The organism is Plesiomonas sp. ISS29 (genome assembly GCF_056522795.1).
On sequence record NZ_JAWRZQ010000001.1, the window covers coordinates 1,999,155 to 2,021,836 of the forward strand.

Annotated in this window: 24 protein-coding genes and 3 tRNA genes; 15 read left to right on the forward strand and 12 right to left on the reverse strand. The window is 45.7% G+C overall.

Going from position 1 to position 22,682, the window contains the following annotated elements; genetic code table 11:
• Positions 1–60: 60 nt before the first annotated feature.
• Genes bioB through bioD form a run of 4 tightly spaced genes read left to right on the forward strand, consistent with a single transcriptional unit; the run spans position 61 to position 3,898 of the window.
• On the forward strand, positions 61–1,188 hold the full coding sequence (gene bioB / locus AC1HDJ_RS08940; protein ID WP_479535192.1) for a biotin synthase BioB: 1,128 nt from the start codon (positions 61–63) through the stop codon (positions 1,186–1,188).
• Entirely contained in the window at positions 1,185–2,441 is a 1,257-nt protein-coding gene (gene bioF, locus AC1HDJ_RS08945) for an 8-amino-7-oxononanoate synthase (protein WP_479535194.1), read from the forward strand. Before bioB ends, bioF begins: the two co-directional genes overlap by 4 nt.
• The gene (gene bioC, locus AC1HDJ_RS08950; protein WP_479535196.1) at positions 2,434–3,225 is read left to right on the forward strand and encodes a malonyl-ACP O-methyltransferase BioC; all 792 of its coding nucleotides are present in this window, start codon (positions 2,434–2,436) and stop codon (positions 3,223–3,225) included. Before bioF ends, bioC begins: the two co-directional genes overlap by 8 nt.
• Entirely contained in the window at positions 3,218–3,898 is a 681-nt protein-coding gene (gene bioD, locus AC1HDJ_RS08955; protein ID WP_479535198.1) for a dethiobiotin synthase, read from the forward strand. Before bioC ends, bioD begins: the two co-directional genes overlap by 8 nt.
• Before the next feature lie 172 nt (positions 3,899–4,070).
• Here bioD and AC1HDJ_RS08960 read toward each other — a convergent pair whose 3' ends face one another.
• Complete coding sequence (locus AC1HDJ_RS08960) at positions 4,071–4,220, reverse strand: hypothetical protein (RefSeq protein ID WP_479535200.1); 150 nt, start codon at positions 4,218–4,220, stop codon at positions 4,071–4,073.
• Positions 4,221–4,592: 372 nt separating this feature from the next.
• On the opposite strand from AC1HDJ_RS08960, the gene htpX reads away from it, so the two are divergent.
• Together htpX and AC1HDJ_RS08970 are read left to right on the forward strand one after the other, a co-directional pair.
• Positions 4,593–5,471: a protease HtpX gene (gene htpX / locus AC1HDJ_RS08965; RefSeq protein WP_438642379.1), complete on the forward strand. Its 879-nt coding sequence runs from the start codon at positions 4,593–4,595 to the stop codon at positions 5,469–5,471.
• A gap of 157 nt (positions 5,472–5,628) precedes the next feature.
• Entirely contained in the window at positions 5,629–6,495 is an 867-nt protein-coding gene (locus tag AC1HDJ_RS08970) for a DUF3658 domain-containing protein (protein ID WP_479535203.1), read from the forward strand.
• A 21-nt stretch (positions 6,496–6,516) separates the two neighbouring features.
• On the opposite strand, the gene punC is transcribed toward AC1HDJ_RS08970, so the two are convergent.
• Positions 6,517–7,707, reverse strand: coding sequence for a purine nucleoside transporter PunC (gene punC / locus AC1HDJ_RS08975; protein WP_479535205.1), 1,191 nt, complete (start codon positions 7,705–7,707; stop codon positions 6,517–6,519).
• 169 nt (positions 7,708–7,876) lie between these two features.
• Between punC and punR the strand changes: the two genes are divergently transcribed.
• Positions 7,877–8,842 (forward strand): DNA-binding transcriptional activator PunR, encoded by a 966-nt coding sequence (gene punR / locus AC1HDJ_RS08980; protein WP_479537068.1) that lies wholly within the window; start codon positions 7,877–7,879, stop codon positions 8,840–8,842.
• Here punR and AC1HDJ_RS08985 read toward each other — a convergent pair.
• From AC1HDJ_RS08985 to AC1HDJ_RS09000, 4 genes are all read right to left on the reverse strand, one after another.
• Positions 8,734–10,002, reverse strand: coding sequence for an ABC transporter substrate-binding protein (locus tag AC1HDJ_RS08985; protein WP_479535207.1), 1,269 nt, complete (start codon positions 10,000–10,002; stop codon positions 8,734–8,736). The two genes, punR and AC1HDJ_RS08985, sit on opposite strands and share 109 nt — an antisense overlap.
• 348 nt (positions 10,003–10,350) lie before the next feature.
• Positions 10,351–10,596: a DinI-like family protein gene (locus tag AC1HDJ_RS08990; RefSeq protein ID WP_479535209.1), complete on the reverse strand. Its 246-nt coding sequence runs from the start codon at positions 10,594–10,596 to the stop codon at positions 10,351–10,353.
• A gap of 271 nt (positions 10,597–10,867) precedes the next feature.
• Entirely contained in the window at positions 10,868–11,890 is a 1,023-nt protein-coding gene (gene purR, locus AC1HDJ_RS08995; RefSeq protein ID WP_479535211.1) for an HTH-type transcriptional repressor PurR, read from the reverse strand.
• Positions 11,891–12,268: 378 nt separating this feature from the next.
• Positions 12,269–12,793: a hypothetical protein gene (locus AC1HDJ_RS09000; RefSeq protein WP_479535213.1), complete on the reverse strand. Its 525-nt coding sequence runs from the start codon at positions 12,791–12,793 to the stop codon at positions 12,269–12,271.
• A 178-nt stretch (positions 12,794–12,971) separates the two neighbouring features.
• Here AC1HDJ_RS09000 and cydH point away from each other — a divergent pair, with 178 nt between their 5' ends.
• Positions 12,972–13,061 (forward strand): cytochrome bd-I oxidase subunit CydH, encoded by a 90-nt coding sequence (gene cydH / locus AC1HDJ_RS09005; RefSeq protein ID WP_438624123.1) that lies wholly within the window; start codon positions 12,972–12,974, stop codon positions 13,059–13,061.
• 140 nt (positions 13,062–13,201) lie between these two features.
• Here the strand turns inward: cydH and AC1HDJ_RS09010 are convergent, their stop codons facing one another.
• From AC1HDJ_RS09010 to ybcJ, 4 genes are all read right to left on the reverse strand, one after another.
• Complete coding sequence (locus AC1HDJ_RS09010) at positions 13,202–14,110, reverse strand: DMT family transporter (protein ID WP_479535215.1); 909 nt, start codon at positions 14,108–14,110, stop codon at positions 13,202–13,204.
• Between the two features lie 142 nt (positions 14,111–14,252).
• Complete coding sequence (locus tag AC1HDJ_RS09015) at positions 14,253–14,795, reverse strand: YniB family protein (RefSeq protein ID WP_479535217.1); 543 nt, start codon at positions 14,793–14,795, stop codon at positions 14,253–14,255.
• A 282-nt stretch (positions 14,796–15,077) separates the two neighbouring features.
• A complete protein-coding gene (cfa, locus tag AC1HDJ_RS09020; protein WP_479535219.1) occupies positions 15,078–16,262 on the reverse strand; it encodes a cyclopropane fatty acyl phospholipid synthase in 1,185 nt (394 codons plus the stop codon).
• Positions 16,263–16,830: 568 nt separating this feature from the next.
• Positions 16,831–17,043: a ribosome-associated protein YbcJ gene (gene ybcJ, locus AC1HDJ_RS09025; RefSeq protein ID WP_438624237.1), complete on the reverse strand. Its 213-nt coding sequence runs from the start codon at positions 17,041–17,043 to the stop codon at positions 16,831–16,833.
• A gap of 181 nt (positions 17,044–17,224) precedes the next feature.
• On the opposite strand from ybcJ, the gene AC1HDJ_RS09030 reads away from it, so the two are divergent.
• On the forward strand, positions 17,225–17,704 hold the full coding sequence (locus AC1HDJ_RS09030; RefSeq protein WP_479535221.1) for a YehS family protein: 480 nt from the start codon (positions 17,225–17,227) through the stop codon (positions 17,702–17,704).
• Positions 17,705–17,782: 78 nt separating this feature from the next.
• Positions 17,783–18,658 carry a D-alanyl-D-alanine endopeptidase gene (gene pbpG / locus AC1HDJ_RS09035; protein ID WP_479535223.1) on the forward strand — a complete coding sequence of 292 codons (876 nt, stop codon included), beginning with the start codon at positions 17,783–17,785 and terminating at the stop codon, positions 18,656–18,658.
• Positions 18,659–18,734: 76 nt separating this feature from the next.
• Here the strand turns inward: pbpG and AC1HDJ_RS09040 are convergent, their stop codons facing one another.
• Positions 18,735–18,935, reverse strand: coding sequence for a hypothetical protein (locus AC1HDJ_RS09040; protein WP_479535225.1), 201 nt, complete (start codon positions 18,933–18,935; stop codon positions 18,735–18,737).
• A gap of 254 nt (positions 18,936–19,189) precedes the next feature.
• Between AC1HDJ_RS09040 and AC1HDJ_RS09045 the strand changes: the two genes are divergently transcribed.
• The 3 genes from AC1HDJ_RS09045 (at position 19,190) to AC1HDJ_RS09055 (ending at position 19,498) form a co-directional block, all read left to right on the forward strand.
• A tRNA-Val gene (locus AC1HDJ_RS09045) sits at positions 19,190–19,266 on the forward strand.
• Between the two features lie 27 nt (positions 19,267–19,293).
• Positions 19,294–19,370, forward strand: a tRNA-Val gene (locus AC1HDJ_RS09050).
• A gap of 51 nt (positions 19,371–19,421) precedes the next feature.
• A tRNA-Val gene (locus AC1HDJ_RS09055) sits at positions 19,422–19,498 on the forward strand.
• A 196-nt stretch (positions 19,499–19,694) separates the two neighbouring features.
• On the opposite strand, the gene AC1HDJ_RS09060 is transcribed toward AC1HDJ_RS09055, so the two are convergent.
• A complete protein-coding gene (locus tag AC1HDJ_RS09060) occupies positions 19,695–21,065 on the reverse strand; it encodes an MATE family efflux transporter (protein ID WP_479535227.1) in 1,371 nt (456 codons plus the stop codon).
• 243 nt (positions 21,066–21,308) lie between these two features.
• On the opposite strand from AC1HDJ_RS09060, the gene AC1HDJ_RS09065 reads away from it, so the two are divergent.
• Together AC1HDJ_RS09065 and AC1HDJ_RS09070 are read left to right on the forward strand one after the other, a co-directional pair.
• The gene (locus AC1HDJ_RS09065; RefSeq protein ID WP_479535229.1) at positions 21,309–21,971 is read left to right on the forward strand and encodes a riboflavin synthase subunit alpha; all 663 of its coding nucleotides are present in this window, start codon (positions 21,309–21,311) and stop codon (positions 21,969–21,971) included.
• Complete coding sequence (locus AC1HDJ_RS09070; RefSeq protein WP_479535231.1) at positions 21,972–22,631, forward strand: Dph6-related ATP pyrophosphatase; 660 nt, start codon at positions 21,972–21,974, stop codon at positions 22,629–22,631.
• Positions 22,632–22,682 lie beyond the last annotated feature (51 nt).

Below are 22,682 nucleotides of genomic sequence, written 5' to 3' on the forward strand. Positions count from 1 at the left end.
GAATTACACTAGCCAAAATTTTTTCACGATTATTTATCCGGCAATAGCATGGAGCAAGGTATGGAACAGCCTAAAGTGCAACCGACAGTACAGCAGACATTAGCAGGCGATAACACCGTTCGTCATGATTGGACAGTAGAGCAGAGCCGTGCGTTGTTTGAGCTGCCATTTATGGATCTGCTGTACCGTGCCCAGCAGGTGCACCGGCAGTATTTTGATCCTAATTATGTGCAGGTAAGTACACTTTTATCTATAAAAACAGGTGCTTGCCCAGAAGATTGTAAATATTGCCCGCAAAGTGCGCGTTACCAAACAGGCGTTGAGGCTGAGCGTTTGCTGGAAGTGGAAAGCGTGCTGGAGTCGGCGCGCAAAGCAAAACTGGCCGGTTCGAGCCGTTTTTGTATGGGAGCTGCTTGGAAAAACCCAAAAGCGCGTGACATGCCGTATTTGGTCAAAATGGTAGAAGGTGTCAAACAGCTCGGGTTGGAAACCTGCATGACACTTGGGATGTTGACAAGTGATCAGGCGGAAACACTGGCAGAGGCGGGACTTGACTACTACAACCATAATCTGGATACCTCGCCCGAGTTCTATCAGCAGATTATTACCACGCGCACCTACGATGATCGCTTGAATACCTTAGCACATGTTCGCTCTGCAGGTATGAAAGTGTGTTCAGGCGGCATTGTGGGCATGGGCGAAAGTGCGCAAGACCGAGCCGGATTGCTGGTTCAGCTAGCTAATCTGCCAGCACACCCTGAAAGTGTACCGATTAATATGTTGGTGAAAGTAGCCGGTACACCGCTGGCCGATGCCGAAGATCTGGATGCGTTCACTTTTATCCGCACCATCGCGGTTGCGCGGATTATGCTGCCACGCTCTTTTGTACGCTTGTCGGCAGGGCGTGAAAAGATGAATGATCAGATGCAGGCATTGTGTTTTATGGCAGGGGCTAACTCAGTGTTTTATGGCTGTAAATTGCTGACAACACCTAATCCGGAAGAGGACAGTGATGTGCGTCTGTTCTCGCGCTTAGGGATTAACTCGGCCGAATCGGCAACCGAGCAGGGGGATAATGCGCTGTCAGACCGACTGACTGCGCAGGTGATGCAGGCTCAATCGCAGACCGGTAGCAACCTGTTTTATGATGCAACAACGCAAACTAAAACACAGGTGCAGCGCCGATGAGCTGGCAACATAAAATCAGCAGTGCATTGGCTGCCCGTGAAGCACAGGGGCTATTGCGCCAGCGCGTAATCAATCAGCACGGCAGTGATCGCACTGTACATATCACGGAACAGTTAACAGATTCATACGCCACTGTGCCAGAAACCTATCTGAACTTTGCGGCTAATGACTATCTGGGGTTGGCTAAAAACCCCCAGATTATTGCCGCATGGCAAGCCGGATTAAACCAATATGGCGCGGGAAGCGGGGCATCCGGCCACGTTTCAGGGCACACCCGAGCCCATGCTGAATTTGAAGCGCAGTTGGCAGACTGGCTCGGATACGATCGCGCCTTACTGTTTATCAGCGGGTTTAGCGCAAATCAGGCCGTAGTGCATGCCCTGTGCGGTGAGGGCGACAACATTGTTGCCGATAAACTCAGCCATGCCTCACTGATTGAAGCGGCAATGCTCTCTCCGGCCAGCTTACGGCGCTTTGCTCACAATGATCTGTTCGCGCTCTCTCGTGTGCTAGAAAAGCAGGCCGCTCGTTCATCACCAGCAGGAAATACCCTGATTATCACTGAAGGCGTATTCAGTATGGATGGCGATCTTGCACCACTGGCAGAGTTACAACGTCACGCAAATCAACATTCTGCGTGGTTACTGGTCGATGACGCGCATGGTATCGGTATTCACGGCCCGCAAGGGCGCGGGAGTTGTGCGCTTGCGGGTATCAAACCTGATATTTTGGTTGTCACCTTTGGTAAGGCATGGGGTGTCGGGGGCGCTGCGGTATTGTGCTCACAGGCGGTGGCTGAATATCTGTTGCAGTTTTCCCGCCATCTGATTTACAGCACGGCAATGCCTCCGGCACAGGCCTGCGCACTGCAAGCCGCGCTCGAGTGTGTGCAGCAGGCTGACGCGCAGCGTACTCATCTGCGCCAACTGATCAGCCAGTTTCAGCAGGGCTGCCGTGATCTGCCCTTTACACTTCTGGCGTCTGATACCCCTATACAGCCTCTTATTTTGGGGGATAACCACACAGCGCTGACACTGGCTAGCCGCTTGCGCCAGCACGGTGTATGGGCACCAGCCATTCGCCCGCCTACCGTTGCCCCCGGCAGTTCCCGCTTGCGGATCACACTGACTGCGGCACATACCTCCGCCGATATTTCGCATCTGTTAACTGCACTACGTACAGAAGCACACACAGAAACATTAAATATAACGGCACAGCAGACCAAAACTGCCACCGAGGCTGCTGATGTATAATAATTTGGCTTCCCATAATGCACTGATTGCGGCCCGTTTTAGTAAAGCTGCCACCGGTTATGATAATGCCGCCGCATTACAGCGTGAAATCGGGCACGATTTGATGCAGTCAGCCGATATTCCTGCGGGTATTTTGCTGGATGTGGGGTGCGGTACCGGTTATTTCAGCCGTCAATGGCAACAACGCGGGCACAGCGTGATTGCACTCGATATTGCCGAAGGCATGCTAGCCGTTGCCGCCGCGCAGCAAAGTGCGGAACGTTATTTGTGTGCAGATATGGAGTCTATTCCGTTACCCGATAACTCGGTGGATGCCTGCTTTACCAGTTTAGCCATGCAGTGGAGTAGAAATTTACCGCAAGTTTTTCGTGAGTTAACCCGGATTACCCGCCCTGGGGGGACAATTCTATTTGCCACGTTATTGGAAAATACCCTGTCTGAATTAAGGTATAGCTGGCATGCGGTTGACCCGAATATTGATCTGGATGCGCATGTGAATGCATTTCTTCCTGCTAATCAAATAAATATTGCGCTGGAGCAAGCAGAAATTTCGCACTATCACCTAGACTTCAGCACGAAAAAAGTGATGTACCCCAGTGTTGTTGCCTTAATGCGTGATCTTAAAGCGATCGGCGCAAACCATGTCCACCGTGAACGGAGATCGGGTCTGGGGGGAAGGCGACAATTGGCTGAACTGGAGCGGCACTATCGCGAAAAATTTCAACAGCAAGCGATGCTACCAGCCAGCTATGACGTGTGTTGTGGAGTAATAGTCAATGAGTAAGCGTTTTTTTGTTACCGGCACGGATACCGAAGTAGGTAAAACAGTAGTTAGCCGTGCGTTTATGCAGGCCGCTGCCAATATGGGGCACTCGGTTGTCGGCTATAAGCCCATTGCATCGGGTTGTACAGAAACTGAAGAGGGGCTGCGCAATAGTGATGCACTGGTTTTGCAGAGCTCTGCCTCTGTTACCGTACCCTATGAGCAGGTCAACCCGATAGCCCTGCGTGAGCCTATCTCTCCGCATCTGGCCGCTAAACTTGATGGCATTGATATTGATTTTGCCCGTTTATCACAAGGAGTGACAACGCTAGAATCACAGGCTGAACTGGTTCTGGTTGAAGGGTGTGGTGGCTGGCGAGTTCCGGTGACTGACAAACAAAGCCTCTCTGAGTGGGTGATTGGTGAAAAGATACCAGTTATTCTAGTGGTGGGGATTAAGCTGGGTTGTCTGAATCATGCCATTCTTACGGCAGAGTCTATCGCCAATGATGGTGTTGAACTGGTTGGTTGGGTAGCAAACCGTGTGAATCCGTGTTTAACACACTATGCTGAACTGATTCAAACGTTGCGTACCCGTATGCCGGCACCACAGTTAGGTGAGATCCCGTATATCTCTCGCCCTGAAAAACAGCAGTTGGGCAAGTATATGGATTTAACACCGCTGCTCGGCTAGTTAAATTAGTTAAACAGTGCATTTTGAGCGGTTTATCTCATCAATATTTTTACAATAAACCTGCTTATGCAAAATAAAAAATAGGCGCACAAAAACAAAAAGGCACTTTAGAAAGTGCCTTTTATTGTTGTTTTTATCCGCTCTTTTTTATCTATTCTTAATTGTGCGATGGTTATTCAGCGGCCAATACGCAGGCTGAATCCCCGCTATCACCATGTGAGTTTTGCTCTAATCCCAACACTTCACAGGCTTCTTCGTAACTTTTGCCTAAGTGACAGCGTAAAATATCAATCGCAACCAAGTAGTTTTCTTTATCGGCCATGGGGTCTCCTTACCTGAGTGGCGTGTGTAATATCATTGCTTCTGTATATACATGCACTATCAGCTATAGATCGCATTTTCGCAAGTAAGACTATAGTCGTAATACAATGCTACGGGCTGTAGTACTTCTTCCATTGTTTGTTTATGGTTCTACCTATCTACCTATCTACCTATCTACCTATCTACCTATCTACCTATGCCATATCGCATTTTAGTGTGGCTAGAAGTGATCGCTATCACTTATTTTAAATTAAAATATTGATGTAGGTCGTTAAAATGAAAAAGAATATGTCTAAAATGCTTGAAAGATGACATTCAGGCTCTATGATGCCTGTAATTCTACTCATGATTCGACTCTAAGGACGTAACGCTTATGATGCGTATTGCATTGTTCCTTTTAACCAACCTTGCGGTGATGATGGTCTTCAGCTTAGTACTGAGCCTGACCGGGATCCAATCGAGCAGTGTGGCAGGTCTGGCCATTATGGCCGGTCTGTTTGGTTTTGGTGGCTCTCTGATTTCATTGATGATGTCTAAATGGATGGCCTTGCGTTCGGTGGGGGCTGAAGTTATCGAGCAACCGCGCAATGAAGTCGAACGCTGGCTGATGGAAACAGTGCGTCAACAGGCGCAGCAATCAGGCATTGCGATGCCGCAAGTGGCTGTTTATCACTCAATGGATATTAATGCATTTGCAACTGGCCCGAGCCGTAATAACTCGCTGGTGGCAGTAAGTAGCGGCTTGCTAGAGAGCATGACCCGTGATGAAGCCGAAGCTGTATTAGCTCATGAAATCAGCCATGTGGCGAATGGTGATATGGTCACTATGACCCTAATTCAGGGCGTGTTGAACACCTTTGTGATCTTTATTTCACGTATCATTGCGCAAGTGGCCTCCGGTTTTCTTTCTAATAATGATGATGGTGAAGAGAGCAGCAACGGAAACCCGCTGATCTATTTTGGTATCAGCATGGTACTGGAGTTGGTGTTTGGTATTCTGGCTAGCATTATTGCTATGTGGTTCTCACGCTACCGTGAATTCCACGCGGATGCGGGCTCTGCCAAGCTGGTGGGCCGCGATAAAATGGTGGCTGCACTTGAGCGTTTGAAAACCAGTCACGAGCCGCAAATGGAAGGATCTATGATGGCGTTTGGTATCAACAGCGGTAAAAAAAGTTTTAGTGAGTTGTTCATGAGCCACCCTTCACTGGATAAGCGTATTGCTGCACTGCGTGCCGGGCAGTATCAGTAAGTGTGAGTTCGGTAACAAGTTAGTATTAAAGGCTGCCAATGGCAGCTTTTTTTTTAACTAATCTCTCGGTTTTTATTGTCATAATCCTATTATTCTGAATATCTGATATGTGTCTTACCTAGCATATTGGTATCCATTCAGGTTTAAGGGGAACACCATGGCATCTGCACTGATCCACATAATTTCAGACAGCGTCTGTGCGGCTACGCTGCGTGAAATGCTGCGGCGGGCAGGGCGTACACACGAAAGCGTGGTGTTGTTTGATGATATTCTCTGTCATGGCGATCTAAACGTTGACCGTAAAATGTACTGGCAAGCACTGATGAGCGGTAGCCCGGCATTTCCGGTATCAGAACATGAACTGACACATGCACTGGTCTCTATGCAAAAGCCGTTGATTTTGTTGTCAGACTGGCTTGTTCAGGGGCGTATTGTTCAACTGTGGTTATCCGAAAGCCTGCAAGATGCGCTGATGCAAAGCCAGATCCTTCGTCATATCGAAACGGGGTATCAGCAGAGCCGTCAGGTTCGTTATGCCCGTTATCTGCGTGGAGAGCAGAATATGGCGCAACTGAGAAAAAGTGAGCAGCATGCCATCGATTTTCCGCTTTCTGCCTACTGGCAGGCGGCAGATCTGTGGCAGCAGCTGGTGGATGATCGTGGCAGTTTACGTTATCAGAATAACGGCAAAATCGTGAGCGTGCCGGAAAGCTTGTATGATCCGTTGCTGCTCAATGCAATTGCACTGCCTGAGGTCGTGTTATCAGAGCGGGTGGCAGTGTTGGTTGCCAATATGGCGGGGGCCCCTCTCTCTATGCCGCACACTCTCACCGAGCATACGGCGCAGCATCCGAAGCGGTGGAGCAAAGCACTGATGGTGGTCGCGAAAGCCTCGGCCTGTATTCATGACTCGCCGGGCTATGAGTTTTTACTGCAACGTTTGCTCTGCCTGATACAAGAAGGCCGGGTCACTGCCCGGCACATGCATCATTTCTGGCCCGAGGTTGAAGTTTCACTCGGGTAATTTATTCGGCTGTATTGACTGTTACTGAGATGAAGCTTGGCTCGGTTTAGTGGCCGAGTTTTCTGCCTTTACGCCCTGCAAAAAATAGCCAACCAGCACCAGCATCGCCATAATTAGCATGGTTTGTGTGGTAGCAATCAGCGCATTTTGTGCCTGCCACGATACCATCATACTGGCCAGAAAACTTAATCCTAATTGAATGGCATTTTGTAATGCCGCGGCACGGCCGGTATGGGCTTTCCACGGTGCAAGTGCATTGGCAACCACAATCGGGTAGATTGCGCCGTTTGCTACGGCCAGCAAACAGAAAGGGATCATCAGCAACAGCAAAGAGACATAACCTGTTAGCGGGATGATATACAGCATACCCACGCTCAAAATGAACAACCCGAGCAACCATGGCAGCATTTTTTTACCGGTGGTACGGGTCAGCAGCGTGCGGCAACCATAACCCCCCGCTAAGAAAGCAATGGTTTGGGGGATATAGCTCAAACCGATATCCCGCGGGCTGTAGCCCAATTCGCCTAAGATGAACGGTGAACCGGTCAGCCACGCAAAAAAAGCGGCAGAGCAGGCAGCAAAGATCAGTGCATTTCCCGAGAATACAGTTGACTGCAAAATGGTCATGTAGCTAACCGATTTTTGTGTGGCGGGTTGTGCACCGCGAGCTTGCAGACGTAATGTGCACAGCAGCAGCAGAATACCAATCACACCCAGTGCTACGAAAATCGCTCGCCAGCTGAAGTGCTCAAGTAACCACACTCCCATCAGTGGTGCAAGTGCAGGGGAAAGTGCGACCAACGGCATAATAGTTGCGAACATCCGGTTGGCTTCATTTCCCTCAAAACGGTCAACAACCAATGCCTGCCAGCTCACTGCGGCGGCACAGACCCCTACAGCCTGAATAAAGCGCAGCACCAGTAATTGTGTGGTACTGGTGACAAACACACAGCCGAAACTGGCGATGGTAAACAGTAAGATCCCCGCCAGCAGAATCGGGCGACGGCCAAGGCGATCAGAGAGCGGCCCCCAGACCAGTTGCGCTATCGCAAAACCGGCTAGAAAGATACTTAACGTTGCACCGATAGCACTGGCATTGCTGCCCAGAGAGACCTGCATAGATTCGAATGCGGGCAGATACATATCGGTAGCCAAAAAACCAAGCATACTAAGCCCGGCAAGGTATACGGTAAAACCGAGGGAGGATTTCATGTGGCTATCCTGTATTTTTATTGTTATGCGTATAAGACACTTACCTGCGAGTTTTATACAGTGAGCTTTATACGGCGGGTATGAGATTGCGCGCAGTCTACTGAGTGACGTTTTCCCTGTAAAACGTTAATATTTGTCTATTGCTTTCAATTATATTGATATCAGAATGATTTGGTCAGAATATACACTGCAAGTGGTTGAATCTGTAGCAAGAACCGGAAGTTTTAGTGCCGCAGGGCAAGAGCTTCATCGCGTACCATCGGCCATCAGCTACACGGTTAGGCAGCTAGAGTCTTGGCTTGCTGTTACGCTTTTTGAAAGAAGACATCGCGATGTAGTGCTCACCCCCGCAGGGCAAACGTTTGTCCATGAAGCGCGTGAAACACTTAAGCGGATGAGTGATATCCGTCATCGCTGTCAACTGGTCGCCAATGGGTGGCGCGGGCAGCTTTCAATTGCGCTGGATAATATCGTGCGCCCCGATCGTGTTCGGCATCTGGTGGCTGATTTTTACCGTGCATTTCCGGATATGGAGTTGCTCATTAGCATGGAAGTGTTTAACGGTGTGTGGGATGCGCTGGTCGATGGCCGTGCAGATGTGGGTATCGGTGCAACCAGCGCGATACCGGTCGGCGGGAGTTTTGATTACCGTGATATGGGGAGTATGTCATGGCACTTTGTGGTCAGTCCTGATCATCCGGTTGCACAATTGGCTCAGCCGCTCAGTGATCAGGTGCTTAGCCGTTATCCCTCTATTTGTCTTGAAGATACCTCACGGCTATTGCCGAAGCGAACAACATGGCTGTTAGATAATCAGCGGCGTTTGGTTGTCCCTGACTGGTATGCCGCTACCGATTGCTTGTGCGCAGGGTTGTGTGTGGGAATGATGCCGGCACATATCGCCAAACCGTTGCTACTGGCTGGCCGTTTGATAGAGATGCAGGTGGAGACCCCAACGTTAGACAGCCGATGCTGTGTTGCATGGCGCTCGCAAGATCACTCACCTGCAATGCAGTGGTTGCTTAATTATTTAGGGGATACCGAGACACTCAACCGTGAGTGGCTTTCAACACTGGATACGACACTTGAAACCACAGCGTCTGCCGTGGGTGCAGATGCAGACTCTGTACCGTAGCGGCGCAACCATTCGGTTTCCAGCGCATTCGCCCATGAAGGGTGAGGCTCTGGTAATACCCGATAAAGCTCACCATGGGCAGTAAACTTAGCTCTTTCTGCTTCACTGAGGGTTGGCAGATTTAGAATAGTCGGGTCGCCCCAGACTGCTGGGTCTTCTTTATAAGCTTGCGCTTCGGGTGATAGCAGGAAATTAATCACCACTTTTGCCCCATCGGGGGAAGGGGCATTAAACGGAATCGCCAGAAAGTGGGCGCGGGTAATTGCACCTTGCCCTAATGCATACGCTTTGGCTGTTTCCGGTAAGCGGTTTTGCGCGATTGCGTTTTGCACCTCATTAGGGTTGAAACTAAGGGCAATATCAATTTCACCTTCATTGAGCAAAGCCTGCATTTCGGTTTGATTCTGCGGGAAGGCTTGCCCCTTTTTCCATGCATACCCGTGTAATGTATCAAGGTACTGCCATAATGCGGCGGTCTGGAACTTAAAATCACTCTCTTTGACATCACGGTATAGCACATCAGGTGTTGGAGCTAATTGCAGTAACGCCGCTTTGAGGAAGTTGATACCGTGTATTTCGGTAGGAACAGGGTATGTGATTTTTCCGGGGTGCTGTATCGCATAAGTGAGTAAGTCTTTAAAGCCTTGCGGAGGGGTTGGCAATGTTGCCGTGTTATAGATAAAGACTAATTGGCTTAACCCCCATGGCGCTTCATATCCCTGAGTAGGAAACGTGGCATCAACCTTAACCGGCAGGCTCTGATCTACTTGCTGCCACTGTGGTAACTCTTCAACAAACGGGCCTTGCAGCAAATCGGCGCTACGCAGGGTATTAAAGAAGCGGCCCTGCAACCAGACAATATCACTGACACCCAGCTGTTTTTTTCCTGCAATTTTATCGGCCATAATACGGCTGACAATTTCGGTATTATTGGGGGTTTGGGTATGTATCAGTGTAATATTAAAGCGTTGTTTAACTTGGGTTACCGCCCAGCTAAGGTAATTATTTAATTCTGTATTCCCCGCTTGGGTATTAATGTAGACAGTCTGTCCTTGCGCTTGTTGCAGCGTGTGTTGCCAAGGCGTGATTTCATCAGCATACACGCCAGTTGTCCATAAACTACAGGCGAGCAGTGTCGCTGATATCCAGTTTTTCTTCACAGATCTATCCTCATGCCGGGGGGGAGTTGCTGAGTGCATTATCGGCGATGGTATTACCTTTAAGGCGGCGTAGTTTACCAAAATAAATGTGGATTGCAGCAACTGGCTGTAATTTCATTTTTATCTTGGGAAGGATAACTGCCAAAAAGGCACAAACTGTTAACTGGCATATCTTTCAATACCTTTTATCTTTCAATAGAGGAGGGATATGCTGCAAGTTTAGCTGAGTTTAACAAGGGGGGGCTCCCGCAAAATGTATAAAACCCTCTTGCGGGATAGTAATGGGAATAGAGCAAGCACTCGATTTAGTGCATGTGATGCTCTTTGTTCAGTCAGTGTTATCGGCAGTTACTCATACTCTTCAGTATCAAACCAATCGTCTGCACTTTCCCATGTGGCCTGTAATGCCTCTTCGACCTGATCTCTGTCGCCTTTATTCCCGCGTAAGATTGAAATACCTGCCGCACCGCGTTTGATGATGACATCAGGCTCATCAAAGATCACACCAAGGCGTTTTGTCAGTTCAGTTTGTAATTTTAGTTCGAACTGAGCCGGAAGGGTTAGATTACGATCAAGCGAAATTTCAATGCGCATGGACAACCTCCTGTAATTCCTGTTGTAGCGGAGCACACATGATGAAAGAGAGTAGCTCTATTTATGGTGGATATATATACAGTTGTTTTTGGCAGTTGTCTAGCTAGCCTTGATATTAAACAGACCCAGAAAATTAAGCATGATACAAAGTGAATTAAGAGGGGATAAACGGGAATAACTACACTAAGAGAAAAGAGGTAAAACAACACAGCTACAAAGTACGGATAAGAGGCAATTGCAGCTGTGAGGGATTACGTATTACGGGTACGAGTTACTTATTTTTCTTATACGGGCCATCAATCACCGAGCTACGGGCAACCAATTCAGGATGCAGCTCAATAATTTGGCCACCTTCACGCTTATTGATAATGCGGTCAATCAGCATATCAAAGGCCATTGCACCTAAGCGCGCTTTCGGCTGGTGGATGGTGGTTAATGGTGGCGAGAAAAAACGCGCATCACGAATATTGTCATAGCCCACAATAGAGATATCTTGTGGAATACGCAGGTTTTGCTCACCGGCGGCACAAATTGCACCCATTGCCATCGTATCATTGAAGCAGAATACCGCCGTTGGGTGCTGTTCATGGCTTAAAATAGCATTCATCGCTATATGGCCTGATTCAGGTTCAAAGTTACCCTCTGCAACCCACTTATCATTAATAGGTAAACCGGCTTCCTGCATGGCTTTGATAAAGCCGTCATAACGCGTTTTTGTTGTGGTTTTACTTAGCTGACCGGTGATCACGCCGATATCACGGTGACCACGATCAATCAGGTAACGGGTTGCCAAATAACCGCCATCAAAGCTGTTATCCTGAATACGGTCAGTATAATCACTTTCGCTCAGACCCCAATCCATCACCACCATCGGGATAGTACTGTAGTTCTCAAGCAGCTCAAGCAATTGCTCGTTATATTCAGAGCACATCACCAGCAGGCCATCAACCCGCTTTTGTGCCAGCATCGCAAGATATGCGCGTTGTTTTTCAAGGTTATTCTGTGAATTACATAGGAATAGGGTATAGCCTTTACGGTAACAGTGCTCTTCAACCGACTGTACAATTTCTGCAAAGTAAGGCGTATCGCTGGTGGTTACAATCATGCCAATAGATTTGGTATGATTAACCTTCAGGCTTCTTGCCACCGCGCTAGGTGAGTAGTGCAGCTCTTTTACTGCAGCCCATACCCGGGTGCGAGTTTCTTCTGCTACAAAGCGCGTTTTATTGATAACATGCGATACTGTGGTTGTTGAAACACCCGCAAGTTTGGCGACATCTTTAATCGTTGCCATAAATTAAGTAGAACTCCTGACTTGAGCGAGCATCAAGACATGGGCAGAGGTTAGCCTGTTTGCCTTCTTTACTACGGAAGCGTTTGCCTCCGTTGCTTGCTATATTGTGATAATTAATAATGCAAACGGGCTTTAGTTATCGTTATTAAACTCATGACGGCCCGATGCTAAAAATCCAAAAGATCATTTTCTCTTATAATTTACGATACGGGAAGCAGAAAGAGACAGAAAAAGGAAATATTGTGTGATTTTTAATGACAATACTTTCTGTTTTTCTCTGCGCCACTTTCGGCACTCTTCCTATAATCTCTTCTTATCTATTGTAGGCAATATCACGCATACTTGCATTCAGCCCACACTATAGCGTGAATAGTAAGGCTACTTAGAACAATGCAGCGCTTCTATTTTTTCCATTGAGCGATTATAGCGCTCTAACCCTTCACGTACATTTTCCGGGTGTGTTAACAGTTCTGCAAATGCAGAGCGAAGCGCATAGCTCTGTGGATTGGGCTTGATCACTCGATCATTAAAAACTTGTTCATTTAACGCAGCAAACTCACTGTTTTGGCTGCTAAGCTTCTTTTCTGACTCTTCATCAAGTGAAAGCCACTCATTGACTGATTTATCCAACGCCAAGCGTGCCGGTTCATGGTTCAGATACCACTTCACGGCAGTCAGATTACGGTTAAAGTAATTTTTTCGTTCATTTAGGAATTGTTCACTGGCTATTTTTAGTGTTGGGTCTTGCTGAGTGACTTTACTTAATAATGTGGAATACCAAGCATCAGAGGCCTGTACAAACTGTTCGTATTTATTGGTAAAGCAGGTTTGATCAAGTGCAGCATGTGAAGGGAAAGAGAGTAGTGATAGGGTAAGCACAAAAAATGGCATTCCGTGGCGCATAGAATATCCTTATTATTTGTTGGATTAGCGTTATTTATGTGTATTGCCGAGTGTATCATTGTTTGTTGGTGATAGAATCCACATTAACAAAAATGATACATTACAGTTTAATGATACAGAAGATACACTGCTTGCATTCAAAGTGAAAAGTTGGAAAAACACAATACAAGGGGGGAGTATGGATACTGAATTACGTTTGGCGTTGCTGACAACAACAGGCGCACTGGCGATGATCATCACATTCAGTTTTGTGGCTGTATTTATCTGATCACGTTTTGCATGGTGTCTGGCGTAGCGTTTTGTATGTACAAAACGGTAGCAATGTATCACGGCAAGTAAACAAGGCAGGGTCGGCATATTGACTAAGCTGACCCTGCTTAGTCTGCGTTTAACGCAAGGTTCAGGATATTATTGCGGCTCTCTGACCGATGAGGCTTTAAGCAGCGAACCACTGATAGGCTTACGCAGGGTTTGTGAAAGAACCACGCCGCACAATGTAATCACTCCGCCTACGATATGATAATGCTCAACCTTCTCTTTCAGCAACGTCATTGCAATCATCGCGGTAAATACCGGCATAAGGTTCATGAAAATTGCTGTTTTGCTTGCGCCCAGTAATTTAACAGCCTGTAACCAGAGGAACGGCGCGACCACCGATGCCGGAATTCCAGCATAAATAATCAATGGTAATGTTTGGGCATTAATCACGGTGTTTTGTGCAAACAGGAAATTGGGCAACAGCAACAGCATCCCAAAAAAAATCTGAATGTATACCGATTGCCATGTAGAGAACGGTAGCTGCCATTTTTTCAGTAGCACGCCGTACAGCGCGTAAGCACATGAACCAGTTAGCAGTAGTAGCTCTCCGTTTCCTACTCCTTGATGCAGCAGGCTAGCTATATCCCCACAACTGACAAGGTAAAGAATACCGAACAGTGAGAGTACTGTGCCCGATACGATACCTATAGTCGGGGTTTCACCCAGAACAAATAGGCTAATAAGTACAGTTATTAGCGGGATTAATGAGGTAATAATGCCGATATTCATGGCGCTGACCGTTAACCCAGCGTAATAGCCAAATGTTTGGTTAATTGCCATACCGAGTAGGGCAAGAACAATGAATTTAGCCAGATAGGGGATGAATTTCCGGCGATTATGCCATACAGGAAGCAGCATAAACGGGGTTAATACGACAAAGGCCAATGCCCAGCGATAAAAGGCAATTGCCGCAGGATCGATGCTGGTGGCTGCCATTTTATTCACAATGGCGTTGCCTGACCAAATCAGAACAGTAAGTAAAGGAAGAAGGTAGTACATTAAGACATCAATGGCTAATAAAACAGAAAGAGCAGTGTACTCTTTCTGTGTTCATGTTGCGATTTGTATCACAAAATTAATTTTAGACGACCCTTTAACGCTCTATTTGTTATTAAAGGGCATCTGTTTCGTGTGAGTTAGGTCAAAAGCCGAACATTTTATAGAAGCCGAACAGTAATCCAGATGTGATAACCAGTGGGATAAGTTCCCACAATAGCTGATTTAACACGGGATAGTTGGGGATCACCAGTGCATCTCTGATCTCTTGCTTGCTACGAGAGGGCAGAGCACCTATCTGATCTTGCATCAATTGGTCATCGATTTGATTGCGTGTTTTTGCCAGCCGTTCAGAAAGTTTTGCCCCTGAGTCTTTAATGGCGCTGGCGATAAAGATAAACACATAGATGATAAAGAAGCTAACTGATGCACTTCCTGTCAGATTAGTATGATCTGGTGTTGGGGAGTTATTCCAAAACAGGCTTAAAAACTGGGTTTTACCGTAGATAAAGATGAAAAGCTGCTTATAGGGGTCTGATAACACAGCCGAGGCCATCGTACCGTTATCGATATGAATGCTAAGAAACTTTAAGATAGATATTGCAGTACTGATTACCGCGATAATCACCAAAACCCACCCCACCAAGCGTTTACTGGCGGATAAGATAACTGCATTCTTATAATTCACGTGTTGATTCTCCGAGTTTCCAGCAGAAGGCTGCTTAATTATTTGCTACATATCTGGGTATAGCGTAGCAGAGATGCAGTGGATTCAGAAACAGTGGCAATCTATAGTCAGGATAAAGACGGTACAAATAGCACCATTTTAAGTCATCATCCATTATCTTGCCTTAAATAAATAACCTCTACTGCTACCGAAAAATCGATGTAAAAAACACGCAAGCCAGAAAAAGAGGAGAGCGTGTTTGATGTCAATACTGCTTTTCCGCACTGGTTAATAGAGCATTGATTAATGCTGAATATAAATATTGCCCCGTAATCCGGCATGGCTAAATAATACCTGCCACAGTTGAATGTCACGGGCACGGAATGCACCTGCGCATGCATTTAAATAGTAACGGAACATTCGATAGAAGCGGGGGGAGTATTGTGCCTGTAATGAAGGCCATGCATTGACAAATTTATTGTCCCATGCCATCAGCGTTTTGTCATAGTCAGTACCAAAGTTATGCCAGTCTTCCATTACCAGAAATGGTTCTGACTCTGTTGCAATTTGCTTGATAGAGGGAAGGCAACCGTTAGGGAATATATATTTGCTTATCCATGCATCGGCTTTTATACCTGACACATTACTACCAATACAGTGCAATAAAAATAACCCCTCTTTTTTTAGACAGCGATTTACAATATTAAAATAAGTATGATAATTTTTGGGGCCGACATGCTCAAACATCCCGACAGATACAATACGATCAAACTCAATATTTAAATCACGGTAATCTTGCAAAATAATCTCTACGGGTAAATTTTCACAGCGTTGCTGTGCAAGTGCTTGTTGCTCTTTAGATATAGTTACACCGACAACAGATACACCATGGTTTTTTGCCATGTAGTAGGCTAATCCGCCCCAACCACAACCGATATCTAACACTTTCATACCAGGTTTGAGTTGTAATTTATCACATATCATCGCGAGCTTTGCTTCTTGCGCAGCTTCAAGAGTTTTAGCCTCTTTCCAGTAGGCACAAGAGTACTGCATGTGTGGGTCAAGCATTGCATTGAACAGGTCATTACCCAAATCATAATGCTCTTTACCTACTTGCCATGCGCGCAAGCGAGTTTGCATGTTAAAAATTCTGGCTTTTAAAATACGTAATGTATCTTGAAAGTGTGAGGGTAATTGCTTATCTAATTTTGCTGTTAATACTTTATCAAAGAAGATATCTAAACGTTCACAATCCCACCACCCATCCATATAACTTTCACCTAATCCCAAAGATCCTTCTTGTAATATCCGCATTAATGTATCTGGGTGTTTTATTTTCATATCAAACGGCTGATTACCATTTAGTGTAATACCCGCTTTAGTCAGTAGTTCACTGGAAATTCTTACCCAATGGTCGTGTTTTAACTCTGTTGTATCAATATTAATCTCTTGTTCTGTAGATAAATACTCAACACTTTGCGCTTTCATCAAAAACATCCTCTAAATAATTATTTCCGCTCTATTTTGATTATTTTGTGAGCGCCGTAGAATTTAATTCAATTCATATAATATTTATCCTGATTTCTTTTATAATGAAACCGTAAGTTCCGCAGATTATTTTTCTGTTTGTAAAAAAATGTACTGTCTTAAAATCTATTTACAGACTCTTATATCTGATTTGCTAAAGTAGATGCACCGTTTTTTATAACGTTATTGGTTGTTGTAGGTTTATTTAAATCAATAGGTTAGTTGTTTATTAAGTATAAACTTTTTCGTTCATTTTTAGATTGGCGTGTTTAATATAGGTAAAAAGAGATCTTACATGTTTGGTTACAGCTCAGCATGGCTGATTTTGTTAAACCGAATGAGTGTAGGTAGGTATGAGGTATTTTTGTGTGGCTGAGAGGCGGTATGAAGTTTCTCGGTGTTTGTATGATGCCTATACGTGCAACATCTATATGTAAATTGTCTACGCGTGTACTTAAACCTGAGTGTACTTAAACCTAAAGTGGTTATGCCACCGCAGATTCGGTGGCATATGGGGTAGATCCTAGAGTTAGGTTCTTACTTTTACAGTTTGTCCCTGAAAAGAGACAACTTGGCCTGGCTGAATTTTACAACGTTTGCGGGTTTCAACCTGCCCATCAACAGTTACCAAGCCTTCGGCAATGAATGCTTTGGCTGCAGCACCACTTTCGCTCCAACCCTGAATTTTTAGCAAGTCACACAGTTCAACGAAAGGGTGGTTTTCTAATTGGAAAATTTCCATTATTTTGCCTTTTAAAGGAATAAAAATAGTCATCAGCAGACTAAAATATTCTTACATTTTATCAGTTAAATGAGGTGTGACGCGAGATCAATATTGATACTCAGTGATATAGCGGTTGTGCTAGTATGCGCACGCTTTCTGCACCAATAACGACATTTGTCCTGAACTAATTTGGAACTCTATGATTAATAATGATGTTTTACGCAGCTTACGTTACAGCTTACAGCTAAGCATTGCTCATATGTTGCGCATTTATGAGCAGGCCGATTTAACGGTTTCTACCGAGATGCTAAATGGCTGGCTAAAAAAAGAGGACGAAAGCGGTTTCATTGATTGTGATGACAATGCATTAGGTGCTTTTTTAGACGGTTTAATCCTTGAGTTACGTGGGCCTTCTCCAAGTGCATCACCTGATGCAACTGGCGCGGTAAAAGAGAAAGAACTACTTTCGAATAATGTTATTTTGCGTAAAATCAGAATTGCACTTCAATTACAAGATGAAGATATGCGCGCTATTTTGTCTGCGGCAGAATTACGGATTTCAAAATCAGAGTTAAGTGCACTGTTCCGCCAGAAAGGGCATAAGAATTACCGTCCTTGTGGTGATCAGTTTTTACGCAATTTCCTAAAAGGCTTAGCCCGTACTAAGCGTCCGTCATAAAACGAACGGCGTCTGTACCGGAATAGTAATTCAGCCACTATATTTATATGTTAATTAAACGGAATTGATGGAGCGTTTATGAGCAAAAGGAGTCGCATTCTGGGGGTTGTTTGTGCGCTGACTCTCTCTGTATTGGTCACGAGCATAACGCCTGCAGAGGCATCATCGTCATCAGACTCATCGTTGAAGCTAGCTTCTGCGAGCGCTTTGGTGATCGATACCCGTAAGGGGAAAACGCTGTATGCCAAAAATCCGAATAAAGTTGTGCCTATTGCATCGGTCACTAAATTGATGACGGCACTGGTGGTATTGGATGCAAAGCAAAACTTGAATGAGATTATCACCGTTGATCAGCGTGATCGTGATTCGTTGAAAAATACGCATTCAAGGATTAAATTTGGTACAAAAATAACGCGTCGTGATGCGCTTTTATTGGCTCTGATGTCATCCGAAAATCGTATGGCATCAGCATTGGGACGACACTATCCGGGTGGTAAGCCTGCGTTTGTGAAAGCGATGAACAGAAAAGCGAAAGCGTTAAAAATGACGCGTTCCCGCTTTGCTGACTCAACCGGTTTATCTACGCACAATGTGTCAACGGCCAATGATTTGGCAAAATTGGTGAAAGCGGCATACGCACAACCGTTGATTCGCCAGTTTACGCAGACAGAAAACCGAGAGATGCGTTTTAGCACGCCATCGTACGCATTACAGTTCTTTAATACTAATCCACTGGTAAAAAATGACAGCTGGAATGTGCGTCTGAGCAAAACCGGGTTTACTGATGAAGCAGGGCGTTGCCTTGTAATGCGGGCTAAACCTGGCAGAGATGATCTGACTATCGTGTTGCTCGACTCGGTTGGAAAACGCACCCCGATTGGTGATGCCAATCGTATTCGCCAATGGTTAGAAGGCAGTAAACCTGCAAAAATTCCTGCGGCAGCAAAACGTTAATACCGTTTCACCCATTATTTTGATGATAAAGTGGCAGTGGTATACCTTTAGGGTAAACTATTGCCACTTTGTTTTTTCAGTCCTGACGGTTTGCATTACGGTGAAAGTGCACCCGAGCTAGAAAATAGGTTTTCATATGCTCAGTCATACTTTCCATATACTGTTCAACTGAATGCCATAAAATCTCATCACTATTGATATCATCAACTTGCGCACGAGCGAGTTGATCGATAGCAGTCATTTGTTGCTCAGTCAGTTGCGTAGTGCTGTTAGTCATCAGAGTATTCCTGTCAGTTTAGCAAGCATAATAGTCAATAATGCTAGCAAATCAGTATTACAGACAAAAATGATTTTGTGTAATAGCGTATATTTGCTGGCCAGCTAGGGCGGTGAAAAGAGCAAATTGGCTATATTTAATGCAAACAGTTAAGTTAGCTAGCTTTTTTGATATTTCAAGCTTGCCAGCACCGCGGTTCATCGTTAATATTCACCTCGTTTTCTGGCAACGGAAAACCTGCGTTGCTGTAATGTGCGTCCTTAGCTCAGCTGGTTAGAGCACTACCTTGACATGGTAGGGGTCGGTGGTTCGAGTCCACTAGGACGCACCATAAAGTAAAGCGTAATCAATATGTGATACACCCATAGCTCAGTTGGTTAGAGCACTACCTTGACATGGTAGGGGTCGGTGGTTCGAGTCCACTTGGGTGTACCAATCAAATATATGATGATTATAGGCTGTTTACTTTAAGCTAACGTTAACTTTACACCCATAGCTCAGTTGGTTAGAGCACTACCTTGACATGGTAGGGGTCGGTGGTTCGAGTCCACTTGGGTGTACCACATTTTAGACAAAGCCCGCATTATGCGGGCTTTGTTGCATCTATATCACTCTAAATGTATCTGAATATAAGATAATTACCGGCCATTTGTGAGCCGTACTCTTTATCCTTATATTGCCTACATACATGATTAAACGAAAAAAAAGCAGCACAATGTGCTGCTTTAAAGTCTAAAAGGCTTCTTTGCTAAACTGAGTTTAGCGGCTCGCCATTGCTAGGATCTTATGGCTGTCTTGACGCTGTAACCAACGAATTCGCAGAATAAAGAGCAGAGCAGCAGTGGTTAATCCGCTGATAAAACCAATCCAAAAACCGTGAGCACCCATCGGCGCAACCAGATAATCTGTCCGGCCCAATACATAACCAATCGGTAAACCAATCAGCCAGTAAGAGATAAACGTGATCACGAAAATAGCACGGGTATCTTTGTAACCGCGCAGCACACCACTGCCAACCACTTGAATAGAGTCAGAGCACTGGTAAATACCGGCAAATACCATTAGCTGTATGGCAACGTGAATAACCTGCGGATCACTGTTATAAATATTGGCGATATTTTCACGGAACAAAATGGTCAGGATAGCGGTAGACATCGCTAGAGAGAATCCAACCACCAGCCCGGTAATGGCTGCTACCCGTGCATCTTCCGGTAATTTCTCACCCAAACGGTGGCCTACACGGATTGTTACGGCAATCCCCATAGAGAGCGGCAGCATAAAGACCATCGAGCTAAAATTCATTGCAATCTGGTGTCCGGCGACAATCGTCGTACCGAGCGGAGAGACCAGCAGCGCAACCACGGCAAACAGAGTCACCTCAAAGAACATCGCCATAGCAATCGGGAAACCCAGTCGCATCAGCTTGTTCAGAGTTTTTAAATCGGGCTTCTCCCAATGGGTAAAGGCGTTAATATCACGGTAGCTGCGTGCACGGGTGGCATATAGCATCATCATGATAAACATTGACCAATAAACCATTGCCGTTGCAACACCACAACCAACACCTCCGAGTGCTGGCATCCCGAATTTACCGTTGATAAATATATAGTTCACCGGAATATTAATCAGTAATCCGATAAAACCAATCACCATGCCGGGCTTTGTTTTGGAAAGCCCTTCATTGAATGAGCGCAGCACGGCAAACATCAGATAACCCGGAACACCCCACATAATCACTTGTAAATAACGAACCGTGAGGTCAGTCAGGTGTGGGTCAATATCCATCTGTTCGACAATAATACGGCTGCCGTAAAGCACCAACATGATAGGGATAGAGATCAACCACGCCATCCAGAACCCTTGGCGCACTTTATGGCCGATTCTATTGCGTCGGCCTGAGCCATTAAGCTGCGCAATAATAGGGGTTAATGCCATCAATAATCCGTGCCCGAACAAAATAGCAGGCAACCAGATGGACGATGCAATGGCTACAGCGGCCATATCTGCAGCACTGACCTTGCCCGCCATGACAGTATCAATAAACCCCATGGAAGTTTGTGCTACCTGAGCAATTAACACGGGAATAGCCAGTTTTAACAGGCTTTTAGCTTCTAAACGATATCGTTGCACAAACACTCCGCAATGAAAAAAAGGCACTCCGCTGACAACAATGCGTTTTTTGTCAGCGGAATATGCCGTGATAGCATCACCCTCGAATCAGGGTAAACCCACTAATTCTACTGGTTAACGTTATGGTAGCAAACAATTACGCTAGGATTTTGTTTTGAATTAAAAATCGTTGCTGTATCAGCTAAAATAAACAGGCTAAATTGCTAATTTATTATTTTATCATCCGGAATCGAGAAATCAGTCATGTTTACAGGAATCGTGCAAGGAAAAGCCCAACTCATTTCGATTACAGAAAAAGACCATTTCCGTACACATGTTGTCTCGTTACCCGACACCTTATTACATCAGCTTGAGACCGGTGCATCGGTTGCACACAATGGCGTCTGTCTGACCGTGACACAGATTGATGGGAACAACGTCAGCTTTGATCTTATGAAAGAGACATTGCGCATCACCAATTTAGGTCTGTTGCAGTGCGGTGATTGGGTCAATATTGAAAGAGCAGCCCGTTTTGGTGATGAAATTGGCGGGCATGCCATGTCAGGCCATATTATGGCTACCGCAGAAGTGGTGCGGATACTGACATCAGAAACAAACCATCAAATCTGGTTTAAATTGCCGGTTGAACTGATGAAATATGTGCTCGATAAAGGCTATATCGGTGTTGACGGTATCAGTTTAACGGTTGGGGAAACCACCAAGTCACGGTTTTGCGTAAACTTAATTCCTGAAACCCGTGAGCGAACTACTTTGGGGCAGCGGCGTTTGGGTGAAAAGGTAAACATTGAAATTGACCCGCAAACCCAAGCTATTGTCGATACCGTAACCCGTATTCTGGCAGCACAACCTGTAGCAGCGCTCAATCACACCGGATTAGCTCCGTCAACTTGCACAGAGAATGTATGAATGATGAACGTTTTACTCAGTTGGAGCTCCGGCAAAGATGCCATGCTCGCCTTGTTGCGAATGCAAGAAGATCCGAACTGCCATATTGTCGGGCTGTTTACCACCTATTCAGAGTCTGAGGATGAAGTGCCGATTCAAGGCACACCGATCAGCGTAGTTCGGTTGCAGGCACAACGAATGGGTTTACCGCTGATTGAAATTCCACTGCCGGTTTGGCCGAACAACCTTGTTTACACAACTTCTATAGTTAAGGCGCTAAAACAAAGTGAACTTGCGTTTGATACTCTAGCATTTGGTGATCTATTTCTTGATGGAATCGCGGAGTTTCGCCGCAGCTACCTTGAGCCGCAGGGGTGGGGTACGTATTTCCCACTAATGGGGCAGCCCACCACTGAGCTGGCACAAGAGATCATTGCCCGGAACATAGAAACCTATCTAGTCAGTATTGATACCACACAATTATCCGGCGAGTTTTGCGGTCAGCGTTTTGATAAGCAATTACTCCAGCACTTACCCGAACAGGCTGACCCCTGTGGAGAGCGGGGTGAGTTTCATACGTTGGTAGTCAACTCTCCGGCCTACACGCATCCACTGATTATTGAATGGGGTGATATCGAGCAGCAAGAGCGGTTTCATTTTCAGCGTTATACCGCAATATAAACGTGCTAAGTGCAGGTAAATTAGTACTGTTGAAAATACAATATAGGCTGT

Bases quoted from the DNA above. Each gene is read 5' to 3' on its own strand.
- ybcJ (WP_438624237.1), bottom strand. From the start codon at position 17,043: ATGGAAATTTTCCAATTAGAAAACCACCCTTTCGTTGAACTGTGTGAC.
- AC1HDJ_RS09065 (WP_479535229.1), top strand. From the start codon at position 21,309: ATGTTTACAGGAATCGTGCAAGGAAAAGCCCAACTCATTTCGATTACA.
- bioF (WP_479535194.1), top strand. From the start codon at position 1,185: ATGAGCTGGCAACATAAAATCAGCAGTGCATTGGCTGCCCGTGAAGCA.
- punC (WP_479535205.1), bottom strand. From the start codon at position 7,707: ATGAAATCCTCCCTCGGTTTTACCGTATACCTTGCCGGGCTTAGTATG.
- AC1HDJ_RS08960 (WP_479535200.1), bottom strand. From the start codon at position 4,220: ATGGCCGATAAAGAAAACTACTTGGTTGCGATTGATATTTTACGCTGT.
- AC1HDJ_RS09040 (WP_479535225.1), bottom strand. From the start codon at position 18,935: ATGACTAACAGCACTACGCAACTGACTGAGCAACAAATGACTGCTATC.
- purR (WP_479535211.1), bottom strand. From the start codon at position 11,890: ATGGCAACGATTAAAGATGTCGCCAAACTTGCGGGTGTTTCAACAACC.
- AC1HDJ_RS09070 (WP_479535231.1), top strand. From the start codon at position 21,972: ATGATGAACGTTTTACTCAGTTGGAGCTCCGGCAAAGATGCCATGCTC.
- AC1HDJ_RS09010 (WP_479535215.1), bottom strand. From the start codon at position 14,110: ATGTACTACCTTCTTCCTTTACTTACTGTTCTGATTTGGTCAGGCAAC.
- AC1HDJ_RS08970 (WP_479535203.1), top strand. From the start codon at position 5,629: ATGGCATCTGCACTGATCCACATAATTTCAGACAGCGTCTGTGCGGCT.
- bioD (WP_479535198.1), top strand. From the start codon at position 3,218: ATGAGTAAGCGTTTTTTTGTTACCGGCACGGATACCGAAGTAGGTAAA.
- AC1HDJ_RS09000 (WP_479535213.1), bottom strand. From the start codon at position 12,793: ATGCGCCACGGAATGCCATTTTTTGTGCTTACCCTATCACTACTCTCT.
- AC1HDJ_RS08990 (WP_479535209.1), bottom strand. From the start codon at position 10,596: ATGCGCATTGAAATTTCGCTTGATCGTAATCTAACCCTTCCGGCTCAG.
- bioB (WP_479535192.1), top strand. From the start codon at position 61: ATGGAACAGCCTAAAGTGCAACCGACAGTACAGCAGACATTAGCAGGC.
- pbpG (WP_479535223.1), top strand. From the start codon at position 17,783: ATGAGCAAAAGGAGTCGCATTCTGGGGGTTGTTTGTGCGCTGACTCTC.
- bioC (WP_479535196.1), top strand. From the start codon at position 2,434: ATGTATAATAATTTGGCTTCCCATAATGCACTGATTGCGGCCCGTTTT.
- cydH (WP_438624123.1), top strand. From the start codon at position 12,972: ATGGATACTGAATTACGTTTGGCGTTGCTGACAACAACAGGCGCACTG.
- htpX (WP_438642379.1), top strand. From the start codon at position 4,593: ATGATGCGTATTGCATTGTTCCTTTTAACCAACCTTGCGGTGATGATG.
- cfa (WP_479535219.1), bottom strand. From the start codon at position 16,262: ATGAAAGCGCAAAGTGTTGAGTATTTATCTACAGAACAAGAGATTAAT.
- AC1HDJ_RS09030 (WP_479535221.1), top strand. From the start codon at position 17,225: ATGATTAATAATGATGTTTTACGCAGCTTACGTTACAGCTTACAGCTA.